Consider the following 24,882-nt stretch of genomic DNA (forward strand, 5'->3'; position numbering starts at 1 on the left):
AAATGATTCTGTATTAATAATATATGGATTTATTTCATGTTCATTAGTGGTAAAGTTTGTGTGTATGGGAGAAAATAGGATGTATTGGAAGTATAACATGCTTCAATGTATTTGTAGTAAGTTCTTTAGCTTGGGCATTTTCTTCCTATATATTAGCTACTATGATTTAAAAGATACATAAACATTAAAATATTTGGTTGTATGGGCAGGGATAGATAACTTATACTGGTAATTATTCATATATAAAAAAAGGCATAATAAAAAACGCTTTATTATGTAGCTTTGAAGAAAGGAATTGTTTTTTAATGGGCAAGAAACTTAAGTTAGTCCTACAAAACCTAACTCCTGCGCAAATGATTACTAGCTATTATATTTTAGCAGTTAGCATTTCTGTTTTATTGTTAAGTTTACCAGGGGTACATAAAGCCGGAGTAACGGTTTCATTTATGGATACGTTATTTACTGCGGTTACTGCAGTAAGTGTAACGGGACTAACTGTAATTAATATCGCTGAAACATATAGTACTTTTGGTATCATAATATTAATGCTTGTTTTACAATTTGGCGGAATTGGTGTAATGGCAATAGGTACATTTTTTTGGATGATTTTTCGCAGGAAGATAGGATTAAGAGAAAGACAATTAATTATGATTGATCACAATCAGTCTAATTTATCAGGTCTTGTTAATTTAATTAGAGAGATTTTCAAAATCATTCTTATCATTGAAATTTTAGGTGCTATTATACTTACTTTGCAATTCCATAATTATTATCCTAATTGGACAGAATCATTTTTACAAGGAACCTTTGCCGCTGTTAGTGCCACTACTAATGGTGGATTGGATTTAACGGGGCAATCTCTTACTCCATTTAAGGATGATTATTTTGTACAGCTAGTTAATATTATCCTTATTACATTAGGAGCAATTGGATTCCCTGTACTAATAGAAGTGAAAAATTATCTTTTTCCGAAAGCTGGAAATATGCATCTAAAGTTTTCTTTATTTACAAAGTTAACAACTATTACTTTTGTTTTCCTTTTACTATTCGGAACAATCATGATTATTGTATTAGAATGGGGAAATTATTATGCTGGAATGAGCTGGCATCAAATATTCTTTAATGCGTTTTTTCATTCCACCTCGACGCGAAGTGGGGGGTTAGCAACAATGGAATTAAACGAGTTCTCTATGCCAACCTTGCTAATATTTTGTTTCCTTATGTTTATTGGTGCTTCCCCAAGTTCAGTTGGTGGAGGGATTAGAACGACAACTTTTGCATTGAATATTTTATTTATTTATCATTATGCTAATGGCAATCGTCATATAAAAATATTTAAAAGAGAAATTCATGAAGAAGATATTATTAAATCATTGGTTGTAACGATATTTGCGACTGGAATTTGTCTTATCGCTGTTATTGCCTTGTCAATATCAGAGAAAGCTCCCCTTATTGCTATCCTTTTCGAAGTTTGTTCCGCTTTCGGAACAACCGGGCTCTCATTAGGGTTGACACCAGAATTATCTAGTTTTGGTAAGTGTGTCATTATGCTGCTAATGTTCATTGGAAGAATTGGCTTAACTTCTTTCATCTATATAATTGGTGGAAAAGAGAAAAAAGATAATTTCCATTATCCAAAAGAACGAATTATTATTGGGTAATCAAATGAAGTAATGGAGTTGTGTTTGTTGACTCACTCGATCAGTTTGTCGACAAACAGATTTTTAGAAACTTAAATGGAATTTTCATGCGTTGCTTGGAGTGGAAGGGGTGAGACTCCTGTGGGATTAGCGAGACAGTCTGAGACCCTGCAGGCTAAAAGCCGAAGCGGCTCAGCGCGAGCCCCACGGAAAGCAACATCCCTATTCAAAGGGACTAATAAATATAATATAGACAAACCTCTATATCTAAAATTCAGGAGTTTGTCTACAGTCTGATGGAGTTGTGTCTGTTAACACACTCCATTTTTTGTTTTTTACAAAAGTAGGGAAGCATATCTTTTTTTAGCGTGAGGATAATAAAAATGTAATAGTGAAAGGAAAGGTGATAAAAATGGCTAAGCGGAAGGCTGAATTCAATAGTGTTGAGAAATATAGTAAAACACCGAAGAAAAATAGGCAGGAAACAGAATTTTCTGCTGAATTTAGCAGGGGAGAAAACCCAATTAAAGGTGCTAATAGAAATTCAAAGCATGGAAGAGAGGGACAATAAAATGGTAAAAAAAGTAAAGGATCGTAAACAGGCAGAAACTTCAAATGTAGAATTTGGCCAAGAATTTGGCGATATTAATGCAAGTAAATTTTATGATACAGGCGGGTTGACGAAGGATAAAGTAAAGGGAGCAAGTAAAAAGAAATAAAAAAATTCCCATCAGTATATTTGGTTTGCTGATGGGAACCTAAATTATCGATTTGTTTGTACGGATTGATGTACTCTCGCGCAAAGTTTTTTGAATTTTGAGCTTCTTAATTCAATTATTGGCTGTGTTAACGAAATGATGATATTACTTGAAAGTAATATGGTAATAAAGAATGACACAATTACAATCATGGCATACGATTGTGGTGATTCAAAAATATCTGGTAAATCACTTTGTCTAAAGAGACGGATAAAGAAACCATGTAATAAATATACATATAACGTAGATTTACCGAATTTAGTAAAAAAATACTCCTTTTTAGGCACGCAAGCGAAAAAACAGAAAATCATCAGAAAGCTTAATACATAAAAAAATAACCGAATAGCCATTCCAATCAAGTAACCTTCCCCTAATGCTTCATATGATTTTGAGCCAAATAACCATTGATAATTAATAGATGGGAATAAATGGAATCCGATAAAAACAAGAGCGAAAATTATCATAGCACTTATTGTGGCTTTTCTTGTTTTTACAAAATCGAAATGCTCTTTTTTCATATAAAAACCTATTAAGAATAAAGGAAAGAAGACAAATGTTCGCGTTAAGCTTAAATAACTTGACGTCCAGTCGACCATTCCAATAGCTAATCCCAATAGAAGGGATAGTATAATTCCGTGTAACGGTTTTAATTTAACATATGCTAGTAAAAAGATGTTCCAAAAAAACAAACTGATTAAGAACCATAAGGACCAATGGGGAGTCAAAGGCTCAATCGCAAAAGTCGACTTTCCATAAAGAAAATAATAAAAAATGCTGTATACAAGCTGAAAGATAAGATAGGGAATGATTAGTTTTTTTGCATATTTCTTTATATAACCCTTTTCCGCTATTCCTTTTGCGAAAAATCCGGAAATAAGAATAAATGCTGGCATATGGAAAGTATATATTACCTTATATAATGTATAAATATTTTGATTGTCATTTATAAATGATTGGATAAAATGACCGAAGACAACGAAAAAAATCAAAAGAAATTTTGCATTATCAAAGTAGTAATCCCGCTGTTTCATAAACTCATCCTTTCATGAATGAAATATCATCTATTTCACTAACTATATATAACACAAATTCACTAGTTTTAATCCCATGTAGTTGATCTGTTAACTAAATAACTTCTGTTTATTACAAAAATGAAATGTACACGAAAAAAGTTGAAACAAAAAATCTTATTTATAATAACAGGTACACCTTTAAATTTGTTTAAATTTTTTTGGAAATCACTGAAATGATAGGAGGGAAAGGAAGAAAAAGACAAATAGTTTTTGGCAGGATATTTGTTTCGAATGAAGATAATGCAGTAATACTATTTTTGCAAATTCCATTATTTTTTCAGAAGGAAAGGAAATTCAAGAATAATGTAGAATAATGTAAACACTACGTTTGAAAAGGGGGTATCCAAATAAATGGATAGTATATCCTATTCAGAAGAATATCGACAATTACAAATGAAGCTGAATGAAGTGGAAAAAGAAAATACACTTCTAAAGAAAAAACTAGAAGAACAGAATCGAATATGGGATAGGAGAATAATTGCTTTCCAAACTATAAATGTAGGATTAATTATTTTTGATGATAATGGGGTCATTCGAGATATTAATACATGTCTTTGTGATTACTTTAACGTGAATATAAATCAAGTGGTTAATAGGAACATAACACATTTTCTGCAACAGGAAGACCGTTCTATGATAAGGGACCATCTTAATCATATAAAAACCAAATCAGGTCTAATTCGAAATGTTTTACCATTAACTATTCATGGTCGAAAACATTATTTTGAAACGCAGACTAGCCAATTGCCTAATAAATTGGGTTTCTTTACAATAATCGGAAAGATAACGGAGAAATTTGAAAAGGAAAGAGAAAAAGAAGAGACTCGCAAACTTTACAATGATTTTTTTACAGAGGCGCTTGATGGTATTGTTTTATGGAAAGAAACAGGGCAAATTATTGCAGCAAATTCATCAGCGCTTAAAATTTTTGAAAGTTCTGAAGAAAAACTATTGAAATCAAAAATTAGTGATTTTATTTATAAAAAGGATTCTCGCTATGCAGAGATGGTTATGAGCTTATACTATAAGAAATCAAATCGGGAAGAATTAATGTTTTTGATGCCAAATGGACAGAAAAAAATATTAGAATTTACAACAAAGCTTCATTCGGTAGAAGGGTTAAATATGAGTATTTTCCGTAATGTTACGGAGCGTTATAAAATGGAAGAGGAACTAAGAGAAAGCAAGGTAATGTTTGAAAATATTTTTGAAGAAGTGTTTGATGGGATAATTCTTTGGGATCAGAACTATACAATAATTGATATGAATAAAGCAGCCGAACGTTTGCTTAATGAAAACAAAGAGAGTTTAATCGGTTCAAATTTATTATCATATTTGCCTTCTGCTAAAACGATAGGGGAAGATATAAAACCGAAGTTATTAAAGCTGAAAAAAGATGGACAAAATCAAGGCCTTTATACGGTGAAATTTCTTGATAATCGAGAGTATACTCAGTTTGAATATCGAAATAAATTTAATATCTATTCAGGATTAAGTATAACTACATTACGTGATATTACTGAAAATGCCGTTTTAGAAGAACAGCTCAGGAAGTCATCTACGTTAAATGTTGTAGGAGAATTGGCAGCGGGAATAGCCCATGAAATTCGCAATCCAATGACAGCGTTAAAGGGATTTATACAATTATTAGAAGATGGGGTCGCTTCACAGGAAAATGAAATGTATTTTTCTGTAATAAAATCCGAGTTAACGAGGATAGAATCTATTATTAATGAATTTTTATTACTCGCAAAACCACAAGCTGTCCAATATGTTAAACGCGATGTAAGACAAATTATGAATGATACCATTGAATTACTTCATGCCCAAGCAGTATTACAAAATGTTCAAATTACAAAAATGTATAGCGAAGAACTTCCGACAATTTATTGTGAACCGAATCAACTGAAACAGGTATTTATAAATATTATTAAAAATGCAATCGAAGTATTAGAAGATGGCGGTGAAATAGCAATATCTATTGAATGTAAAGAGGATTGCTTTCATATAGCAATTCGTGATAATGGAGAGGGGATGAGTAAAGAAAAACTAGCGAGAATCGGAGAGCCCTTTTATACTACGAAAGACAAAGGGACTGGCTTAGGGTTACTCGTATCCTATCAAATAATTGAAGACCATCAAGGAAAAGTAATAGTTGATTCTGAACTAGGAATAGGGACGATTTTTCATATTCATCTCCCTATAAGGCGGGAATCAGAGGACTAAAGGAATCATTATTTTTAGCCCTTGATTTAAAGAGGGTTTTTTAATAGAAAAAAGTAATAGGTATTGGTTAAAAAGAATGGGCTTACTTGGGCCCTTTTTTGTTTGCAGTCCGTTATCACCACACTATTAACCTGAAGTGGAAAATTTTTGAAAGAAATTAGTATTGAAGAAAAAAGTATCACGTACGCTAATAAAATTTCAAAATTTATCTTGACTCGCCCACCTACTTTGATTAATATCTAATTAGATATTAATCAAAGTAGGTGGATATATGCAATTAGACAAGTTGGTTGCTTTTCATAAAATGATGGGAGATCCAACAAGAGTAAGAATTATCTCCTTATTAGCAAATAAACCATGGAATGGCCAAGCATTAGCAGAAAAACTAGGTTTATCAGCACCAACTATTACCCATCATTTAAAAAAAATGCGGGAAATAAATGTAGTTTATGAAAGAAGAGATAAGAATACGATTTATTTTTTCTTAAACAAATCAGTTATTTTACAACAAACAGATTCCTTAAGAAATCTAGCAATAGGAATGGAGGAGAGTGTTATGGCAGTTACCAATGAGGAACAAGCAAAAATTGTGGAAAACTTCTTTACGAAAGAAGGTCGGCTTAAAAATATTCCTTCTCAGAGAAAGAAGAAGTTAGTCGTCTTTAAATACATGCTGAAGGGGATAGAATTTGGCAGAAAATATGAAGAAAAAGAAATAAATGAATATATAAAACAATATTTCGACGACTATGCAACAATTAGACGAGAGTTTATCATCAATCATTTTATGTATAGAGAAAATAATATATATGAACTTAATCCTGAGGAAATGTGGGCGAAGTAAAAAGAGAGAAGCTGGGACAGAACAAAATATATAATAGATAAAGACGAACAATCTCTCATTTAGTAGCGAAACCAACTCGTTCCATTATGCTACAGACACTCTATGCGCCGGGGAGCAACCTAAGCCTATGGGGTCTTAGGTTTTGCTCTACTTCCCGCAGGAGTTGAGTGTCCTCCGCTCCATTTCACTCCGTTTTTAAAGGTTATTTCGTTCCATCATTTTTTTAAAGAAAATATAATGAGTAGGAAATACAAAGCAGCCTGAATACAAGTAGACTCCTATGGGAGCTGCGAGAAAGTCCAAGACCTCGCAGGAACGAGAAGGCTTGGCGCTCGCCCCATGGAAAGCGAAGTGTATTCAGTCTGCGGGTGATCACTACAAACCGTCTTTCTTAAATGAATAAAACCCCAAACAATTATACGAACTTTTCACTTAGCATGTACGTATAATCGTTCGGGGTTATTTGGTTGAAAATACTTATGTCCCAGCTTTATATACTGCTATTAAAATCATTGATAATATTCTGGTTTTCGATCAGCAAAAATCGGAATTGTTTTGCGAAACTCTGTAACTTTTTCTAAATCAATCGCAGCAGATAGAATTTCTTCTATTTCACCAGCTTCTGCAACGATTTCTCCCCATGGATCTATTACCATACTATGTCCTGCAAAGATATTATCAGGGTCTGCTCCAACACGATTACAAGCGATGACATAGCATTGATTTTCAATGGCACGAGCAATCAATAAACTTTTCCAATGTGCTAGTCTGGGCTTTGGCCATTCTGCAACAACAAAGATTGCCTCTGCTCCTTTTGTTGTATGAGCTCTTATCCATTCAGGAAAACGGATATCGTAGCAAATCATACTTGCAAAGGTACTGTTCTCTAAAGAAAATAGTCCACTTGATGTCCCACTTTTTAAGTATAAATGTTCATCCATTAGCTGAAAAAGGTGAAGCTTATCATATTCATGAATAACTTCGCCAGATTTATCTATAACAATAAGGGAATTATAGATGCCGTTTCCTTTATTATTTGCAATAGATCCACCAACAATATGGACTTGATGTTTCAGAGCTAATTCTTTTAAAAAGGAGATCGTACTTTTTGCGTGTTTATCAGCAATAGCAAGAAGTCTTGTTAAGTCATAGCCAGTTGACCATAGCTCAGGCAGAACAATAATATCACAATTTTCTTTGCAAGCAGCTGCTATTTTTTCTTCTACTTGTTTAAAATTATCTTCAGGCTTCCCAAATGCGATATCCATCTGAATTAGTCTAATTCTAAATTTCAAATCTTACACCTCTATTCATCTTCCATGATTTCCGTTATAATGATAAACAACAAAAAATCCAATTATTATATTAATTTCGTTATATCATAAAAAAGCGAATTATTAAACGATTATTTATTTAAATCCAACATGGAACTGTCTTTCTTTGTGTCTGATTCATCCATGTTTAAAGTAATTGGAATATTTTTAACGCTTAAGAAGGTGTGTGTACATGAAGAAATATGAACAATCTCAGTTATTGAAAAATTTACCAGAACAATTTTTTGCTTCATTAGTTACAAAAGTTAATAGCTATATCGAAAAAGGGCATGATGTGATTAATTTAGGCCAAGGTAATCCAGATCAACCAACACCTTCTCACATTATTAAAAGTTTGCAAGTTGCAGCAGAACAACCGACTAATCATAAGTATTCACCGTTTAGAGGATACTCTCATTTAAAGAAGGCTGTTTCTCAATTTTACAAAAAAGAATACGATGTTGATTTAGATCCTGAATCAGAGGTTGCTATTTTATTTGGCGGAAAGGCTGGTTTAGTAGAGATACCAGTTTGTTTACTAAATCCAGGTGAAACAGTGATGGTTCCAGACCCTGGTTATCCCGACTATCTATCTGGGATTGCTTTAGCAAAAGCTGAGACTGTTATGATGCCATTACGAGAAGAGAATAATTTTTTACCAAATTATAAGGAGATAGAAGAACATGAATTAGAGAAAGCAAAATTAATGTTCTTAAATTATCCCAACAATCCAACAGGAGCAATTGCCACAAAAGAATTCTTTGCTGAAACGATTTCTTTAAGTAAACAACATGATATATGCGTTGTTCATGATTTTGCATATGGAGCGATTGGTTTCGATCAGAAAAAACCTCTTAGCTTTTTACAGCTAGAGGGAGCAAAGGATATTGGTGTCGAAATTTATACTTTATCCAAGACTTTTAACATGGCTGGCTGGAGAGTTGCATTTGCGGTTGGAAATAGTAGTGTCGTTTCTGCTATCAATCTTTATCAAGACCATTTATATGTAAGTCTATTTGGCGCAATACAAGAAGCTGCCTATACAGCATTAACTGACTCTCAAAATTGTGTTAGAGAGATGAATGAGCTTTATGAACGAAGACGAAATGTATTAATAAAAGGACTCAATGAAATCGGATGGAAAGTCAATGCCCCGGAAGGTTCATTCTTTGCTTGGCTAAAAGTACCAGATGGATTTACCTCACAGGAGTTTAGTGATTATTTATTAGAGACAGTCCATATTGCAATGGCTCCAGGCTCAGGATTTGGTCAATTTGGTGAAGGCTATGTTCGAATAGGTCTATTAACAGAAGAAGATAGATTACAAGAGGCAATTGACAGATTAAAAGAGCTTCCGATTTTTAATTAATTGCTTCTAGATAAAAGGATTGAATGGATTTCTAACTCTGTTCAATCCTTATTATTTTTCGCTCTTAACACTAGAATAAGTAGAAAAATCATGGGAGTGGAATTTTCTTTCATATATACAGTAACTAATAGGTTAATATAACTAATATGAAAGCGCTTACTTTATTGTGATGTGTTTTTCGACTGTTTTCATCATTGTTCTTGTCGAAAAACAGTATGGTTATCAAGGTTTAGTGAGTCTAATTACCTATTTTGATTCAAAAAAATGTCTAATATTGCGAATCTATTTACTTTTATTTGTTTTATTGTAATAATTCATCAAGTAAACAATAATGAATTGTTTGTAAGTATTGGAATTTGATTAGGAGGAAGCAAGGTGTATTGTAAGAAGACAGAATTATTATTTGAAATTCAAGATAAGAGGGAGGTAATGATTAAAACAGCGAAAGAACGCGGAACAATCGATGAGGAGACAATCAGATTAAGTCAAGAATTAGATGAACTAATCTATGAATATCAGCTTGTATTTCGCCACGAAAGTGAAAAAAGAAAACAAATAAAACGACAATTTAAAAATACTCGAATATTTTGGTCTAATGCTAATCGATATAAACGGAAAAATTATTCCGAGGTTGCATATAGATAAATATAAAAACTAAATTACGGTGAAGGGTAATGGCAGGAATTACCTTAATAATATTTCATCTAAATCAATGCCCTTCTATAATAAAATATTTAAGCACCCCGTTTTCCACACAATATTATATCCACTATTTTGATAAAAAAATACGCTTCTCTTGTTCATAAGCTTTTTAGCCTCCATTTTTTGGAGAATAATCAGAAGATGAATGCATTTATTATGCAAGAAGCGTAAAGACAAGCTATCATTCCATTATAGGTAAGATGATATTTACTTTTGTTCCTTTCTTTTCTCTACTGGATATATGAATTTCACCATTGAATGATTCAATAATTCTTTTACATACAACGAGTCCTAGGCCAGTGCCTGTTTCCTTCGAAGTATGGAATGGCTCAAAAATTTTCTTTAACTGTTGGCTGGACATCCCAATTCCATTATCGATGATTGTAATCATGACGTTTGAATGAATACGTTGGACAGAAAGTTCTAGCTGACCACCATTTTCCATCGCTTCAAGTGCATTTTTTGTTAGATTTAGTAGCACTTGTTTCATTTGATCGGCAATCCCGAGGATGTATATATCTTGTTCTGGAATTTTTTCTATATATTTAACATTATATAAATTTGCCTCAGAAATAATTAATGGATTAAGTTCTGCAATAATCGATTTTATATTCATTTTGTCTTTTATTTGTGCGGTTGGTTTTCCTAAAATAAGGAATTGGCTTACAATTTCGTTTATTCGCATTATTTCCTTTTGGATTATAGAAAAATAAAGCTGATCTTGTTGGTCTTGGTATTTCTCACTTAATAGTTGGATTAATCCTTTAATTCCTGTTAGAGGATTCCTAATTTCATGAGCAGAACTTGCAGCTAAATTGCCAACTAGCTCTAATTTTTGAATTTCATTCTGTTTTGCTTCTTCTTCTCTTGTTTTTCTCTGGTAGTAGAGGACTATAATCATATAAAATAGATGGAAGATTACTATAAAGAAAAGAAGTATCCATATTTTCGATTTTACAATGTTCCATATATTCGGTTCTGCTAATTCGACAACAATGGTCCAAGGCAGGCGGTCAATCGGTGTACTAATAACATTTTCACCGATAGTCGCACCCTCATTTATATAAAGGATACGTTCCTTTTGATCATTCATAATCGCAATATTCTCTTCAGAAGATAGCATTTTCGTTATATTTATTAAATAATCAACACGGAGATAAGCGGTTATAATTGAGTCTAAACGATTATGTTGATTTACAATAGGCATTGCAATACCGATAACCTTCTGGCCGTTACTTAATACCTCTTCTTTATTTGAGATTACTAAATCTTTCGAATTAACAACTTCTACTATATAATCCTCATCAGAAATATCAATGGAGTCATATGTATCATTGACACCAGCGATCGTTTTTCCGTTGTTATCAAGCAAGAATAAACCACCATAAATCCGCTCATTCGTAAATACTTTTCTTAGTAATTGATCTATTTCTTCTGGTGAATCGATGTTTGTTTGAATCGAAAGGCTTAGAATATTTAAAGTAGAAACAATTTTGTTTATATAAGAGTCCCATTGTCTTTGGTGTATGGAAGCTACCCATTCTGCGTGAGTCTTATTATTTGTCTCTTCTTTGTTTATTTGATAGTTAAAAAATAGAATACTCGTAATAATGATAGGAACGATGACAATTGCAAAATATAAAAGCTTTTTTTTTGTATTTATTTTCATCAATAGATTCTCCATAAAGTAATGCCATTATATAAACTTAATTATAACATGAAAAAGGGAAAGCTCAATCAAGGGAACCTACCCATTAAAAATAGACTGTTTTCGTAAAGTTTGTTGCTATACCCGAAGCCAGAAGGAGTCTACGTGTATTCTGGCTGCTCTATTTTTCCCACTAATTGTTTTTCTTATTGAGAAAAACAGCCTAAAAATAAGATGGATTCTATTTGGAAATTGACAAAAGCGATGGGGAATAATATAATTTATTTTAATTCGAGATATGTATTATACTAATAAGGGAAGTTTATAGATGGCAAAAAAAGATATTGATCAATCACTAAAATTATATATTGTAATGTCGCGAGCTTATCGCGCTATAAATGAAAATGTAAATAAATTAATTACGGCAAACGGCTTGAACCCAACAGAGTTTGCCGTGTTAGAATTGTTATACCATAAAGGGGATCAACCACTACAGCAAATTGGCGGAAAGATTTTGTTAGCAAGTGGAAGTATCACTTATGTTGTTGATAAATTAGAAGAAAAGGGCTATTTGAAAAGAGTTGCTTGTCCAACAGATAGACGAGTTACATTTGCTCAAATTACAGATAAAGGTAAACGGCTGATTGAAGGCATTTTCCCAAATCATGAACAAAGAATTCACGAAATTATGTCTGAATTATCACCTGAAGAAAAAGACATAGCTATTGGATTAATAAAGAGAGTTGGGTTATCTGTCGGGAAAAATTAAATCAAAGAAATTTAGATTAAAGCGATTATTTATGGGGAAAGATTTATTTTGAAATAATTAATTCTTCCATTATGAATATTCGCTTTTTTGTATTTGTCGCACTGGTTTTCATGTATAATGAGGAAAGCAAGCTTAGTAATATATAGGAGGTATCGGAATGGAATTTTCGGAATTTACATACAAAAGACCAGATATAGAGGAATTTACAACCAAAATAAATGAAATATTAGTTGATTTTCATCAATCAGAACATGTTCAGCAGCAAATTACAGCGATTGAAAAAATAAACGAGCTAAGAAATGATATTTCAACTATGTTTAATTTATGTTATATTCGCCATTCTGTTGATACAAATGATGAATTTTATCAACAAGAACAAGATTATATCGATGAAGTTTCACCTAAAGTAGAAGGTCTTATTACTAAATATTATCAAGCACTTGTCCAATCAAAATTTAAAGAGCAATTAGAAGAAAAATGGGGCAAACAATTGTTTGCGTTGGCAGAAGCACAATTAAAAGTATTCTCTGAAGATGTAGTAGAACTGCTTCAGAAAGAAAATAAACTATCGACAGAATATACTAAGCTTGTTGCCTCTGCAAAGATTCTGTTTGATGGTGAAGAAAGAACGCTTGCACAACTACAGCCATTTACAGAGTCAAAAGACCGGGAAACAAGAAAGGCTGCAAGTGAAGCACGTTTCGCTTTTTTTCGTGAAAATGAAGAGCAGCTAGATAGAATATATGATGATATGGTAAAGATCCGTACAGAAATTGCTAGTAAGCTAGGGTATCAAAATTTCGTTGAGCTGGGTTACTATCGTATGTATCGAACAGATTATAACGCAGAATTGGTTGCAGCTTTTAGAAAACAAGTGGAGGAACATATCGTCCCACTTGCAACCAAATTAAAAGAAAGACAAAAAGAGAGAATAGGTGTAGATTCCTTAAAGTTTTATGATGAGCCATTAGAATTTTTAACTGGAAATGCAACTCCTAAAGGAGATCCAGCATGGATTGTTGAAAATGGTCAAAAGATGTACAATGAACTATCAAAAGAAACAGGGGCTTTTTTCTCTTACTTGAGAGAAACTGAATTAATGGATTTAGTCGCTAAAAAAGGGAAAGCTGGCGGTGGATACTGTACTTTCATTGAAAATTATAAGGCACCATTTATTTTTTCAAACTTTAATGGAACATCAGGTGATATTGATGTTTTAACACATGAAGCTGGTCATGCATTCCAGGTTTATTCGAGTGGAAGCTTTGATATTCCAGAATATTATTGGCCAACGTATGAAGCGGCTGAAATTCATTCCATGAGTATGGAATTCTTTACATGGCCATGGATGGAATTATTCTTCAAAGAAGACGTAGAGAAGTATAAGTTTTCGCATTTAAGTTCAGCGTTATTATTCCTTCCATATGGTGTATCAGTCGATGAATTCCAACATTGGGTATATGAAAATCCAACTGCTACTCCAAAAGAAAGAAAGCAAGCATGGAGAAATATTGAGAAAAAATATAGTCCGCATCTTGATTATGATGGAAATGAGTATTTAGAGAATGGCGGTTTTTGGCAAAAACAAGGGCATATTTATAATTCACCATTCTATTATATTGATTATACATTAGCGCAAATATGTGCTTTTCAATTTTGGAAACGCTCAAGAGAAAACCAAGAAGAGGCTTGGGCAGATTATGTGAAGCTTTGCGAATTAGGAGGAAGTATGCCATTTACAGAACTGGTTAAAGCAGCTAATTTAATTTCTCCTTTTGAAGAGGGCTGTGTGGAGTCTGTTGTAGGCGTTATTGATGAATGGTTAAACTCTGTTGATGATCGCAGTTTATAAAACAAGAAAAACGTGGGATAATTTCCCCACGTTTTTCTTGTTGATTATTTATTAGAGATAGATTGGGCTTGAACTGATTTTATCGTAATTTGTCCATCCTCTAGAACTGCTACTAATTCTTTTACAGTTGGATCTTCCAAAATAACATCTGCTAGTTGATCCTCTAAATGTTCTTGGATTACTCTTCTTAATGGACGAGCACCGAAGCTTGGATGTGTTCCAAGTTCCACGATTTTTTCTTTAGCAGAATCATCAACTTGTAAAGTAATGTTTTGTTCTTCCAAGTTTTGAGCAAGTTCTTCTAATAATAAGTCGGTAATACGAAGTAAGTGTTCTTTTGCTAATGTTGTAAACTCGATAATTGCATCAAAGCGGTTAAGGAATTCTGGTTTGAAAAAGTTTCCCAATGTTTGCAATAGATTACTTTCTTCCATTGCATCATTTTGTCCAAAACCAACTACTTTATGCTTATGAGCGACACTAGCGTTACTTGTCATAATAATGACAGAATCTTTGAAGCTTACAGTACGACCTTGGCTATCTGTTAAACGTCCATCTTCCAAAATTTGCAGGAAAATAGATTGAATATCAGGATGAGCTTTCTCGATTTCATCTAGCAAGATAATGCTGTATGGATTTCTTCTAACTTTTTCCGTTAACTGTCCTGCTTCTTCGTGACCGACATATCCTGGAGGAGAACCAATGATTTTACTAATACTATGTTTTTCCATATATTCACTCATGTCTAGACGAATCATACTTTCTTTGCTGCCGAATAATTCTTCTGCAAGTGTTTTTGTAAGCTCTGTTTTCCCAACTCCAGTAGGACCGACGAATAGGAAGCTACCGATTGGTCTAGTTTTCGATTTAAGTCCAGCTCTACTACGTTTAATGGCTTTACCCACTTTTCGGACAGCTTCGTCTTGTCCAATTACTTTTGCAGCTAAACGCTCGCTTAAATACTTCATCTTTTGCTGTTCATCTTCCTGTAATTTCCCAACAGGAATACCTGTTTTCTTTTCGATTAATTGTTGGATAAGAGTTGCGTCTACTATCGGTTTGTCGTCTTTATTAGGTTCATTTAAGGCTTTTTCAAGCTGCTGTTCTTCTTTGCGTAATTCTGCAGCTAATTCATAATTTTCTTCTTTTAATGCTTGTTCTTTTTCACTAGCAATCATTGCAAGGCGATTTTCAATTGCATCTGTATTTTGATAATTAGAAGAAAGATTCATTTTAGAACCAGCTTCATCCATTAAGTCAATTGCCTTATCTGGTAAGAAGCGATCTTGAATATAACGATGAGATAGTTCGGCACATGCTTTGATTGCATCCTCTGTGTAGGTAACTTCATGGAACTTCTCATATTTATCCTTAATGCCGTTCAAAATAGAAAGGGTTGCTTCAACAGAAGGCTCACTTACTTGTACTGGCTGGAATCTTCGCTCCAATGCTGCATCTTTTTCGATTTGACGATATTCCTTAATGGTAGTTGCTCCGATAATATGCAGTTCCCCACGCGCTAATGCTGGTTTTAGAATATTGCCTGCATCCATTGATCCTTCGGCAGATCCTGCCCCAACTAGTTGGTGAATTTCATCTATAAAGACAATAACATTTTTTCTAGCTTGTACTTCTTGGATTACTTGTTTCATTTTTTCTTCAAATTGGCCGCGAATCCCAGTGTTTGAAACAAGAGAAGCCACATCTAACAAGTAAATTTCTTTATTTTGTAATTTTTTTGGTACCTTACCTTCTATAATTTTAAGCGCTAATCCTTCTGCTATCGCTGTTTTTCCGACACCAGGTTCCCCAATTAAAACCGGATTATTTTTATTTCTTCTATTTAAAATTTCGATTATACGTTCAATCTCATTTTCTCTGCCGATAACAGGGTCTATCAAACCAGCGTTAGCCATTTGGTTTAAGTTTTTCCCGTGATTATCGAGAATGCCAGACTTTTTATTATTAGAAGTAAAAGGAGCTTCTTTTGCAGCATTAGCTCCCCCTAGTGGATTTGATTGGTTAAATGATTGAAATAACTCATCAAAAGGGGAAGGTTGGAAAAACATTTGGCCGCTTTGTGCTGCAATTTTGTGCTTTTCTTTTTGATAGCAAGCGTGACAAAGATTCATTGTGCTTTCCATATTGTTTAAAACAAATCGTAGACTGATTGTCGCACTGTTTTGTTGGCAAATTTCACATTTCATAAATAAATATCCTCCTTTTGAATTTGACTAATATTGACCTTTTGTAAGTATGATTATACTTTGACCATTTTTGACTTTCAAGTTTTTTGCTTAAAAATATTTGTGGTTTTTTTTGGAAAACAAGTGTGCTTAATTGGTACAAAATGTCTCACTTAAAATTTATTTTTTAATTGGTAAAAAGCTCGTCATTGTTTGTCCATTTCCACATATAGTTGATGTAGGGAGGGAAATATGTGAAAAATAAATGGAGTGCAGCAATTCAGCTTGCAGCAGTTTATGTAGGTACTGTTGTTGGTGCTGGTTTTGCAACAGGAAGAGAAATAGTAGTCTTTTTTTCACAATATGGATTTATCGGTCTGCTAGGAATCCTTTTAAGTGGATTTATTTTTGCGTATTTTGGGGCGAAGCTAATGCGCATTTCTGTCAGAATAAAGGCTTCTTCTTATCAAGAATTTACCATCTATTTATTTGGCAATTTGGTAGGAACGATTATTAACTTTCTATTATTACTTATGCTAATAGGAGTTTGTGCAGTCATGTTTTCAGGAGCTGGAGCCGTATTTGAGGAGCAGCTCGGTTTAAATAAAACAGTTGGAGTTATTTTTACTATTGGACTTTCCTTAATTGTAATGATGGTTGGAACAAAAGGTCTATTTGCAGTAAACACTTTTGTTGTTCCAATTATGATTAGTTTTAGTTTTATTCTCTTTTTTCTTTCTGTTTCATTGCCAGGCTTTTTGGGAGAGATTTTTCAAATGGAGCCAATTACTTGGAAAACACTTAGTTCTCCATTTTCGTATACTGCCTTAAACTTAGCGTTAGCCATTGCGGTGTTAGTACCTGCTGCCTCTGAAATAGGGGATGAAGAAGTAGCTAAATGGGGAGGCATTTTAGGTGGGATTGCTTTGATGGTGATTCTAATTTCCAGTCATTTTTCTCTGATTATGCTTGGGGATGTTTCTCTTTATTCTATTCCGATGGCAGTCATTATGAAAAATTTAGCTCCGCAGCTTTCATGGGTTTATATTTTAGTAATTTATGGAGAAATATTTAGTTCTGTAATTGGAAATATTTATGGGTTAGAAAGGCAGATGCGTAGCTTTATTCCTTTACCGAGTATGGTTTTAATTGGGGGAATTATCACGGTGTCTTATCTAATTAGTTTTGTACAGTATGGTACTTTATTGTCTTTTTTATATCCCATATTTGGTTATATTAGCTTAGTGTTTTTATTGTTCTTATGGATAAAACCAATTCCAAAATAATATTAGTAAAGACAAATAAGTATCCCTGACTGTATCTTAAAGAACAGGGATACTTATTTGTCTAGTATTATTTATCTCACTTTTAACGGGAAGTAAGAGCCAAACCCACAAACCACAGAAAATCGAGGGAAGTAGGTATAGTAACTCTGCCGTCAACGTCCGATAAGTGCAACTAACCATCAGTGGGGAACAGGAAAAAACCACACTGATGGTGGTTTTCTTTCCGGTTAGTTAATTAACGCCTGAAGTGGAGAAGGGATACGTCCACCACGGTCAATAAGTTTAGCTGAGCTAAATGGGTTAACCCCCATTACAGGTGCTCGACCTAATAGTCCGCCAAATTCTACAATTTCTCCTTCTTTTTTACCAGGAACAGGAATGACACGGACTGCTGTTGTCTTCTTATTAATCATCCCGATTGCTGCTTCATCTGCAATTATCGCTGATAAGGTAGCAGCTGTAGCATCTCCAGTAAGTGCAATCATATCAAGTCCAACAGAGCATACACAAGTCATTGCTTCTAATTTGGAAAGAGTTAAGCTATTGTCTAGAATGCCTTTAATCATTCCATTATCTTCGCTTACTGGAATGAAAGCACCACTTAATCCACCAACATAGCTACTTGCCATGGCACCACCTTTTTTTACAGCGTCGTTCATTAAAGCTAGCGCAGCGATTGTACCATGTGTTCCCACACGCTCTAATCCAATTTCTTCTAATATTTCTGCTACACTATCATTAATTGCATTTGTCGGAGCAAGGGAAAGATCCATGATACCGAATGGAACGTTTAAACGTTCAGCAACAACACGACCGATTAATTCACCAGCGCGAGTAATCTTAAAGGTTGTCTTTTTGATGATTTCAGATACTTCGCCCAAATCTGCATCAGGATATTTTTTCAATGCGCTTAAAACAACCCCAGGCCCACTAACACCTACATTTATGACTACCTCACCTTCTCCAGCACCATGGAAGGCACCAGCCATAAATGGGTTATCTTCAACGGGATTACAGAAGACAACTAGCTTAGCACAGGCTAAACCATTTTGATCCTTCGTATTTTCTGCTGCCTTTTTGATGATTTCTCCCATTTGTTTTACAGCATCCATATTAATTCCTGTTCTAGTCGTAGCAACAGATACAGATGCACATACTCGTTCTGTGACGGAAAGAGCTTCTGGAAGGGCGTCTAATAATGTTTGGTCACCTTTAGAAATACCTTTATGAACTAAAGCGGAGTAACCTCCAATAAAATCTACATTTAAATCTTTTGCTGCTTTATCGAGTGTTTTTGCTAAAGTAACTGCTTGTTCTACCGTACTATTTCCGAGAATTTCAGCTATTGGAGTAATAGAAATACGCTTATTAATAATAGGAATTCCATATTCTTTTTCTACAGCTTTTGCTACTGCTGTTAATTTGCTTGCATATGTAGTGATTTTTTTATAAACAGATTCATTTAATTTTTGAAAATCTGAATCTGCGCAATCATATAAACTGATTCCCATCGTCACAGTACGAATATCAAGGTTCTCCATTTGTACCATGTTGATCGTTTCCATCATTTCATTTAATGCAATTTTCATTATACAGACCTACTTTCCTTAGACACGATGCATGGATTGAAAAATGTCTTCTAATTGGATATTTATTTTTAAATGAAGCTGTTCACTTAATTCATCAAACTGTTTTGTTAAGGTATCTAAGTTTTCTTTTTCCGTAATATCTACTAACATCATCATTGTAAAAAAATCTTGAAGAATGGTTTGACTGATATCTAGAATATTGATGTGATTATTAGAAAGAATGGTAGTAACCCTACTGATAATGCCAATTTGATCTTTTCCGACTACACTAACGACTGCACGACGCTGTTGAACCATTATTTCACCTCATGTTTTCCTAATTTAGTTACGGTTCTTAAATAATTAACTTCACTAAAATGTATACAAAAAAACAGATTGGATACACCAATCTGTTTCAAAGGGTAAGAAGAACCAGGACATCATAAGTATGTATTGGTTAACCTTCTGTCCTTTTACCTGAGATTGTGAATCCTTCGGTGCCGTTTCTTATAGGAAACGGTCTCTCCAGAAGCTGCTCCTGTTATAGTTTGATCCATAACATTCATAGCATGCGAATTATTTAAGAAATATAATGTGATGTTAACAGTTTTTTTTCATGTGGTCAACAGAATATTTGTCCATGGTGAGTTAATAAATGTTAGATGAAACGATCAGTCAAATGTTTAAAAGGATAGGATAAAAAATAAAATACTGTTTATTATAAAATGGAAAGGATGGAGGTGATATAATTGTCAAAGGCACAAAGAGAAAAAGAAAGAGAATGGACTGTACGTAAGCAAAAACAAAAGCCGCATGGAAAAGTCAAAACGAAAAAAGAATTAGCGGAGGAATAGTTTCTTCCTTATAATATATGATATCGATAAAGCGCATACAAAAAAGAAGTCAATAAAAGGAGTAAATCCTCATGTGACTTCTTTTTGTATGTTTAACATTTATTTAATGATGCGATAATTTTTATGATTAACAACGGTTCTTTGCTCTAGTTCAAGATCGCGGTAGTTGTTCATATAAGTTAAATCTACAATAACTGAATTTTCATTTACTTTTTCCACGATTCCTTGTAATCCTCTGAATTCAATAATATTTCCAACCTCGGCTCTTTTCACTCACAATCTCTCCTCATCATTCCAAATTTTATATAAATTCTGATTATAGTTTGCACTATTTAGAACTTATTCGTAAAAATAGCAGTATAGTAATCTTATTATATATATACTATGAAACTGCAAATAAAATGTGTATCATTTACTTTTTTGAAATAGGTTTTAGTTGGTTTGTTATTTTAAAGTTATTTCCACTTCTCAAAAGGAAATGAAGGGGAATGCTGTTAAACGAAAATTATGTATTTTTAATAATAAAAAAGAAAGGGGTGCAAGAAATATATTTACAGAATAAACTATTTTCCGATTATCTGCGATCATTAAAATGCTTACACTTTTCTGATATTAGATGATATTATAACATAATTAGTAGAATTATACATAATAATATCAAAAAATAGTAATAGAAAAAGGAAATAGGTAGAATTCTTTGCTTTAAATAAAAGAATCACTTAAAATATGGACAAAAAATGATGGAAAGGAAAATAGGTGAGTGGAATGAATAAAGAATTGGCAGAGGAAATATTAGACCAATTAATGAAAAGAGAAATAGAAAGCTATCGTGTGAAAAAAGAGGACTTCCTCACGTTTCGAACTGAATTAGTTAAAAGGGAAGACTTTAAGCATTATAAAGGTATAGCAGAAATTGGTGGAGATGTTACTTATAAATACATGGATGAACCAAGAAGTTAAGTGAAGAATTTACTTAAAACCTCGCCTCCTATCTAAGTGAATACTTCAGATAGGAGGCGAGGTTTTAAAATTGGTGTATGATGATTATTTTTTACTCCTGCTCTTTGTTCTCCATTCGAGAAAGTTCCTTAAGACCGCTAATTATCTTCTGTTTAGCATTATTGTCTCCCGTTCCTTCATATCCATATTCAAATTGATTTCCCATTTTTTTCTTCCAAGTAATATGACCAGGCATCATTATTTCGTTTTCATTTAAAGTAAATTGAAGTTGCAGGAGTAAACGTGTATCACCAACTGGTAAGTCATATGCGGAACGAAATCTTAGACCATTAGGACTTATGTTATCTATTAGGACATGTCCTTTACTAGAGAGTGTATCTGCATCAATTTTTAATGTTAGTACAGCTTCTATAGAATCATTTAATTGGTAGCGAAAAGCTTCATTTCGTTTGTATCTCATAAATTCCCTCACTTTTATCTATTATCCTGTTAAATCTTTTTGTTGTTTTCAATCATTAGGATTTAGGGATTCATTATAGGCGTTGTTAATGGCGATAATTCAGACAAAAATATTTCGACATAAAAGAAGTATTGGACTTAATAACTGGAAATTTATACTTAAAAGTTTTAATAATATTTAAGCTTGTTTAACTAAATAATGCAATATATTTTTCGTTGTCCAATTGGTTTCTATTCTAATCTTTGACGGAATTGTTACAATAATTAGGTGTTCGAATGAGAAGTGACCATAACAGTTAACTGTATAAAAGTTAACTACTTTGGGAATTTATAAAACAGGAAATAACAGTAAAATACGATAAAATTCACTAAATTTCCCCATAAAGTTAACTATTTTTTGTCGTTTAGTAAATTTTGATTGTCTATGCAAGAAAGAAATGCTATTCTTTCATTTGAGATGTCTTTTTCAAAAACTTAAATTACCTGCCTATTTTAAACATGATTTTTACATGTTTTCATCTTTTTAGAAGATGCTATAAATGGTTGTAAAGGAAGTTTGTGTACATAGACAATTAATTTTTTCGACAAAATACATAGCTTTCGGTTTACAATTGTAATATATAAATTATATATTATTTATGATAAACAATTGTTGGTTTATATTAAAGGTTGTTTAAGTTTGAAAAGTTTAGCTTATTGTTAACATCTTAATAACTTAATCGATAAAGGAGAATGATTTTATTATGGTAGAAAAACAATTTAAAGTTATTGCAGATACAGGAATTCATGCAAGACCAGCAACTCTTTTAGTACAAGCTGCTAGCAAGTTCGATTCAGATATTCAATTAGAATATAAAGAGAAAAAAGTTAATCTTAAATCAATTATGGGTGTAATGTCATTAGGTATTGCTCAAGGTGCTGATATTAAAATTATTGCTGAAGGTAATGATGAGCAAGAAGCAATTAATGGATTACAAGAAACTTTAAATAAAGAAGGTTTAGCAGAATAATGAGTTTTTTACAAGGAATTGCTGCATCTAGTGGAATAGCCATTGCAAAAGCTTATCGTTTAGTGGAACCAGACCTTTCTTTTGAAAAGACTAGCGTAGAAAATGCAGAAAATGAAATTTCTCGTTTTCAAGAAGCTTTATCAAAAGCAAAGTCAGAATTAGAAGCTATCCGTGAAAAAGCTAATAAAGAGCTTGGTGCGGATAAAGCTGCGATTTTTGAAGCGCATTTATTAGTATTAAGTGATCCAGAATTAATTGCACCTATTGAAGATAAAATTAAAACAGACCTAGTCAATGCTGAATTCGCATTAAAAGAAACTACAGACATGTTTATTACAATGTTTGAATCAATGGATAATGAATATATGCAAGAAAGAGCAGCAGATATTCGTGACGTGACTAAACGTGTAATGTCTCATCTTTTAGGTGTACATTTGGTAAACCCAAGTATGATTTCAGAAGAAGTAATCGTAGTAGCAGAGGACTTAACACCATCTGATACTGCACAACTTAACCGTCAATTTGTTAAAGGCTTCACAACTGATATTGGTGGTAGAACATCTCACTCAGCAATTATGGCTCGTTCTTTAGAAATTCCTGCTGTTGTTGGTACAAAAAAAGCGACAGAAGAAATTAATAATGGCGATTTAGTAATTGTTGATGGATTAAAGGGAGAAATCCATATTAATCCAACACCTGAAGTAGTGGAAAGCTATAAACAGACTGCTGAACAATATGAGCAACAAAAAGCAGAATGGGCAAAACTAGTGAATGAACAAACAGTAAGTTCAGACGGCGTTCATGTGGAACTTGCAGCAAATATTGGTACACCAAACGATTTAGAAGGTGTAACTAATAATGGTGCAGAAGCAGTTGGTTTATATCGTACAGAATTCTTATACATGGGCAGAGACCAACTTCCTACAGAAGATGAGCAATTTGAGTCATACAAAGCTGTCCTTGAAGGAATGAAAGGAAAGCCAGTTGTTGTACGTACATTAGATATTGGTGGAGATAAAGAATTACCATATTTAGATCTTCCAAAGGAAATGAATCCGTTCTTAGGTTTCCGTGCTATTCGTCTTTGCTTAGAGGAGCAAGATATTTTCCGTACGCAATTAAGAGCGTTGTTACGTGCAAGCTCATATGGAAATTTAAAAATCATGTTCCCTATGATTGCTACTCTAAACGAATTCCGTGCAGCTAAAGCTCTTTTAGAAGAAGAGAAAGCTAACTTAACATCGGAAGGCGTTAAAGTTGCGGAAAAAATTGAGCTAGGTATTATGGTAGAAATTCCCTCTACAGCGGTGCTTGCAGATCAGTTTGCTAAAGAAGTTGACTTCTTCAGTATTGGAACAAATGACTTGATTCAATACACAATGGCTGCAGATCGTATGAACGAACGCGTATCTTACCTTTATCAACCATACAATCCTTCTATTTTGCGTCTTGTTAAAATGGTTATTGATGCAGCGCATAAAGAAGGAAAATGGGCAGGTATGTGTGGAGAGATGGCAGGAGATGAAACAGCAATTCCTTTATTATTAGGATTAGGCTTAGATGAATTCTCGATGAGTGCTACATCTATCTTAAAAGCTAGATCGCAAATTCTAAATCTTTCTAAAGCAGAAATGGAAGAATTAGCGGAAAAAGCACTACAAATGTCTACAACTGAAGAAGTTATGGAAGCAGTAAAGGCTGCTGCAAAACTTTCATAAAAAAGAGGTTTATCCTTTAAAATAGTGGGTATAAATAAAAATAGCATAAGCTCTTTTTACAAGTTAGCTTAACGCTATTCTCATTTTCCCCTTATTTGAACTGACTAGATGATTCTAGTCAGTTTTTTTGTTGTGTATGATAAAAAACCTGGTTATGGAAGAGAGATAGTTACATTAGTAATTTCGATTTAACATTTATGACTACTGCATTAGTGATATAAGTGACTTATTGAGTTGAATTGATAGCCATATAACAAAAAGGTTGGCAAAATTTTAAAAATTGTATATAATTATTTATAATATTAATAATGTATACTTACTCAAAGGGGAGTAGCTTTTAGGATAGTACCTAAAACAAAGTCGTCAGTTCATGGCAGATGCCATCGGCTTTGTTGGCATATTTATGCTTAGCAAGACCTTTGCCTATTTGGCAAAGGTCTTTTTTGCGTATCAAGAAGCAAAAGCCGATAGGAGGAAGTGTACAAATAGTAATGAAAGGAGGGGGGGACTGGCGTAGTTTTGTAGGTGTTTTTACTTAAGTATAATTGCTTATAGAAAGATTATTACCACCAATTATTATGCTAAGATTCAGCACGTTTAATCTTTTCATACTTGTTATCCTTTTTAAGGGAAGAACAATAGTTGTA

22 protein-coding genes and 2 riboswitches are annotated in these 24,882 nt (G+C 33.2%); of the genes, 14 read left to right on the plus strand and 8 right to left on the minus strand.

Annotation, left to right across the window (positions count from 1 at the left end):
* The first annotated feature begins 305 nt into the window (after positions 1–305).
* The 3 genes from NKG37_RS15675 (at position 306) to NKG37_RS15685 (ending at position 2,359) form a co-directional block, all read left to right on the plus strand.
* Positions 306–1,661, plus strand: a complete 1,356-nt coding sequence (locus tag NKG37_RS15675) for a TrkH family potassium uptake protein (protein WP_101730102.1) — start codon at positions 306–308, stop codon at positions 1,659–1,661.
* Positions 1,662–2,052: 391 nt separating this feature from the next.
* Positions 2,053–2,211, plus strand: coding sequence for a hypothetical protein (locus tag NKG37_RS15680; RefSeq protein WP_016200909.1), 159 nt, complete (start codon positions 2,053–2,055; stop codon positions 2,209–2,211).
* A 1-nt stretch (position 2,212) separates the two neighbouring features.
* Positions 2,213–2,359 (plus strand): hypothetical protein, encoded by a 147-nt coding sequence (locus NKG37_RS15685; RefSeq protein WP_169188314.1) that lies wholly within the window; start codon positions 2,213–2,215, stop codon positions 2,357–2,359.
* 44 nt (positions 2,360–2,403) lie between these two features.
* Here the strand turns inward: NKG37_RS15685 and NKG37_RS15690 are convergent, their stop codons facing one another.
* Entirely contained in the window at positions 2,404–3,429 is a 1,026-nt protein-coding gene (locus NKG37_RS15690) for an acyltransferase family protein (protein WP_169188315.1), read from the minus strand.
* 393 nt (positions 3,430–3,822) lie between these two features.
* Between NKG37_RS15690 and NKG37_RS15695 the strand changes: the two genes are divergently transcribed.
* The gene (locus tag NKG37_RS15695) at positions 3,823–5,697 is read left to right on the plus strand and encodes an ATP-binding protein (protein WP_254414920.1); all 1,875 of its coding nucleotides are present in this window, start codon (positions 3,823–3,825) and stop codon (positions 5,695–5,697) included.
* Positions 5,698–5,968: 271 nt separating this feature from the next.
* Entirely contained in the window at positions 5,969–6,541 is a 573-nt protein-coding gene (locus NKG37_RS15700) for a DUF2087 domain-containing protein (RefSeq protein WP_016200913.1), read from the plus strand.
* Positions 6,542–7,050: 509 nt separating this feature from the next.
* Here the strand turns inward: NKG37_RS15700 and NKG37_RS15705 are convergent.
* A complete protein-coding gene (locus NKG37_RS15705; protein ID WP_254414921.1) occupies positions 7,051–7,836 on the minus strand; it encodes a carbon-nitrogen family hydrolase in 786 nt (261 codons plus the stop codon).
* A gap of 211 nt (positions 7,837–8,047) precedes the next feature.
* On the opposite strand from NKG37_RS15705, the gene NKG37_RS15710 reads away from it, so the two are divergent.
* Together NKG37_RS15710 and NKG37_RS15715 are read left to right on the plus strand one after the other, a co-directional pair.
* Positions 8,048–9,223 carry a pyridoxal phosphate-dependent aminotransferase gene (locus tag NKG37_RS15710; protein WP_169188316.1) on the plus strand — a complete coding sequence of 392 codons (1,176 nt, stop codon included), beginning with the start codon at positions 8,048–8,050 and terminating at the stop codon, positions 9,221–9,223.
* A gap of 375 nt (positions 9,224–9,598) precedes the next feature.
* Positions 9,599–9,868: an aspartyl-phosphate phosphatase Spo0E family protein gene (locus NKG37_RS15715; RefSeq protein WP_254414922.1), complete on the plus strand. Its 270-nt coding sequence runs from the start codon at positions 9,599–9,601 to the stop codon at positions 9,866–9,868.
* 238 nt (positions 9,869–10,106) lie between these two features.
* Here NKG37_RS15715 and NKG37_RS15720 read toward each other — a convergent pair whose 3' ends face one another.
* Positions 10,107–11,594 carry an ATP-binding protein gene (locus tag NKG37_RS15720; RefSeq protein ID WP_254414923.1) on the minus strand — a complete coding sequence of 496 codons (1,488 nt, stop codon included), beginning with the start codon at positions 11,592–11,594 and terminating at the stop codon, positions 10,107–10,109.
* Positions 11,595–11,901: 307 nt separating this feature from the next.
* On the opposite strand from NKG37_RS15720, the gene NKG37_RS15725 reads away from it, so the two are divergent.
* The gene (locus NKG37_RS15725; protein ID WP_101730097.1) at positions 11,902–12,342 is read left to right on the plus strand and encodes a MarR family winged helix-turn-helix transcriptional regulator; all 441 of its coding nucleotides are present in this window, start codon (positions 11,902–11,904) and stop codon (positions 12,340–12,342) included.
* Between the two features lie 157 nt (positions 12,343–12,499).
* Positions 12,500–14,194 (plus strand): M3 family oligoendopeptidase, encoded by a 1,695-nt coding sequence (locus NKG37_RS15730; protein ID WP_016200919.1) that lies wholly within the window; start codon positions 12,500–12,502, stop codon positions 14,192–14,194.
* A gap of 44 nt (positions 14,195–14,238) precedes the next feature.
* Here NKG37_RS15730 and NKG37_RS15735 read toward each other — a convergent pair whose 3' ends face one another.
* Positions 14,239–16,401, minus strand: coding sequence for an ATP-dependent Clp protease ATP-binding subunit (locus NKG37_RS15735; protein ID WP_254414924.1), 2,163 nt, complete (start codon positions 16,399–16,401; stop codon positions 14,239–14,241).
* Between the two features lie 233 nt (positions 16,402–16,634).
* Here NKG37_RS15735 and NKG37_RS15740 point away from each other — a divergent pair, with 233 nt between their 5' ends.
* Positions 16,635–17,666, plus strand: a complete 1,032-nt coding sequence (locus NKG37_RS15740) for a YkvI family membrane protein (protein ID WP_169188320.1) — start codon at positions 16,635–16,637, stop codon at positions 17,664–17,666.
* A 227-nt stretch (positions 17,667–17,893) separates the two neighbouring features.
* Here the strand turns inward: NKG37_RS15740 and NKG37_RS15745 are convergent, their stop codons facing one another.
* Together NKG37_RS15745 and NKG37_RS15750 are read right to left on the minus strand one after the other, a co-directional pair.
* Positions 17,894–19,255: a PFL family protein gene (locus tag NKG37_RS15745; RefSeq protein ID WP_016200922.1), complete on the minus strand. Its 1,362-nt coding sequence runs from the start codon at positions 19,253–19,255 to the stop codon at positions 17,894–17,896.
* Positions 19,256–19,273: 18 nt separating this feature from the next.
* Positions 19,274–19,552, minus strand: a complete 279-nt coding sequence (locus tag NKG37_RS15750) for an ACT domain-containing protein (RefSeq protein WP_016200923.1) — start codon at positions 19,550–19,552, stop codon at positions 19,274–19,276.
* Positions 19,553–19,689: 137 nt separating this feature from the next.
* Positions 19,690–19,773: riboswitch (glycine riboswitch) on the minus strand.
* A 210-nt stretch (positions 19,774–19,983) separates the two neighbouring features.
* Here NKG37_RS15750 and NKG37_RS15755 point away from each other — a divergent pair.
* Positions 19,984–20,088, plus strand: a complete 105-nt coding sequence (locus NKG37_RS15755; RefSeq protein WP_220040981.1) for a DUF6254 family protein — start codon at positions 19,984–19,986, stop codon at positions 20,086–20,088.
* 99 nt (positions 20,089–20,187) lie between these two features.
* Here NKG37_RS15755 and NKG37_RS15760 read toward each other — a convergent pair whose 3' ends face one another.
* Positions 20,188–20,361, minus strand: a complete 174-nt coding sequence (locus NKG37_RS15760; RefSeq protein WP_065429081.1) for a YkvS family protein — start codon at positions 20,359–20,361, stop codon at positions 20,188–20,190.
* Positions 20,362–20,853: 492 nt separating this feature from the next.
* On the opposite strand from NKG37_RS15760, the gene NKG37_RS15765 reads away from it, so the two are divergent.
* A complete protein-coding gene (locus NKG37_RS15765; protein WP_169188321.1) occupies positions 20,854–21,048 on the plus strand; it encodes a hypothetical protein in 195 nt (64 codons plus the stop codon).
* A 91-nt stretch (positions 21,049–21,139) separates the two neighbouring features.
* Here the strand turns inward: NKG37_RS15765 and NKG37_RS15770 are convergent, their stop codons facing one another.
* Positions 21,140–21,508, minus strand: a complete 369-nt coding sequence (locus NKG37_RS15770) for a PilZ domain-containing protein (RefSeq protein ID WP_016200926.1) — start codon at positions 21,506–21,508, stop codon at positions 21,140–21,142.
* 742 nt (positions 21,509–22,250) lie between these two features.
* Here NKG37_RS15770 and NKG37_RS15775 point away from each other — a divergent pair.
* Complete coding sequence (locus tag NKG37_RS15775) at positions 22,251–22,517, plus strand: phosphocarrier protein HPr (RefSeq protein WP_016200927.1); 267 nt, start codon at positions 22,251–22,253, stop codon at positions 22,515–22,517.
* Positions 22,517–24,235, plus strand: a complete 1,719-nt coding sequence (ptsP, locus tag NKG37_RS15780; RefSeq protein WP_016200928.1) for a phosphoenolpyruvate--protein phosphotransferase — start codon at positions 22,517–22,519, stop codon at positions 24,233–24,235. The genes NKG37_RS15775 and ptsP overlap by 1 nt, the downstream gene beginning before the upstream one ends.
* A gap of 313 nt (positions 24,236–24,548) precedes the next feature.
* Positions 24,549–24,643, plus strand: a riboswitch (yybP-ykoY riboswitch).
* The last annotated feature ends 239 nt before the right edge of the window (positions 24,644–24,882 follow it).

This window comes from Niallia sp. RD1 (assembly GCF_024219955.1).
GTDB classification, from domain to species: domain Bacteria; phylum Bacillota; class Bacilli; order Bacillales; family Cytobacillaceae; genus Niallia; species Niallia alba.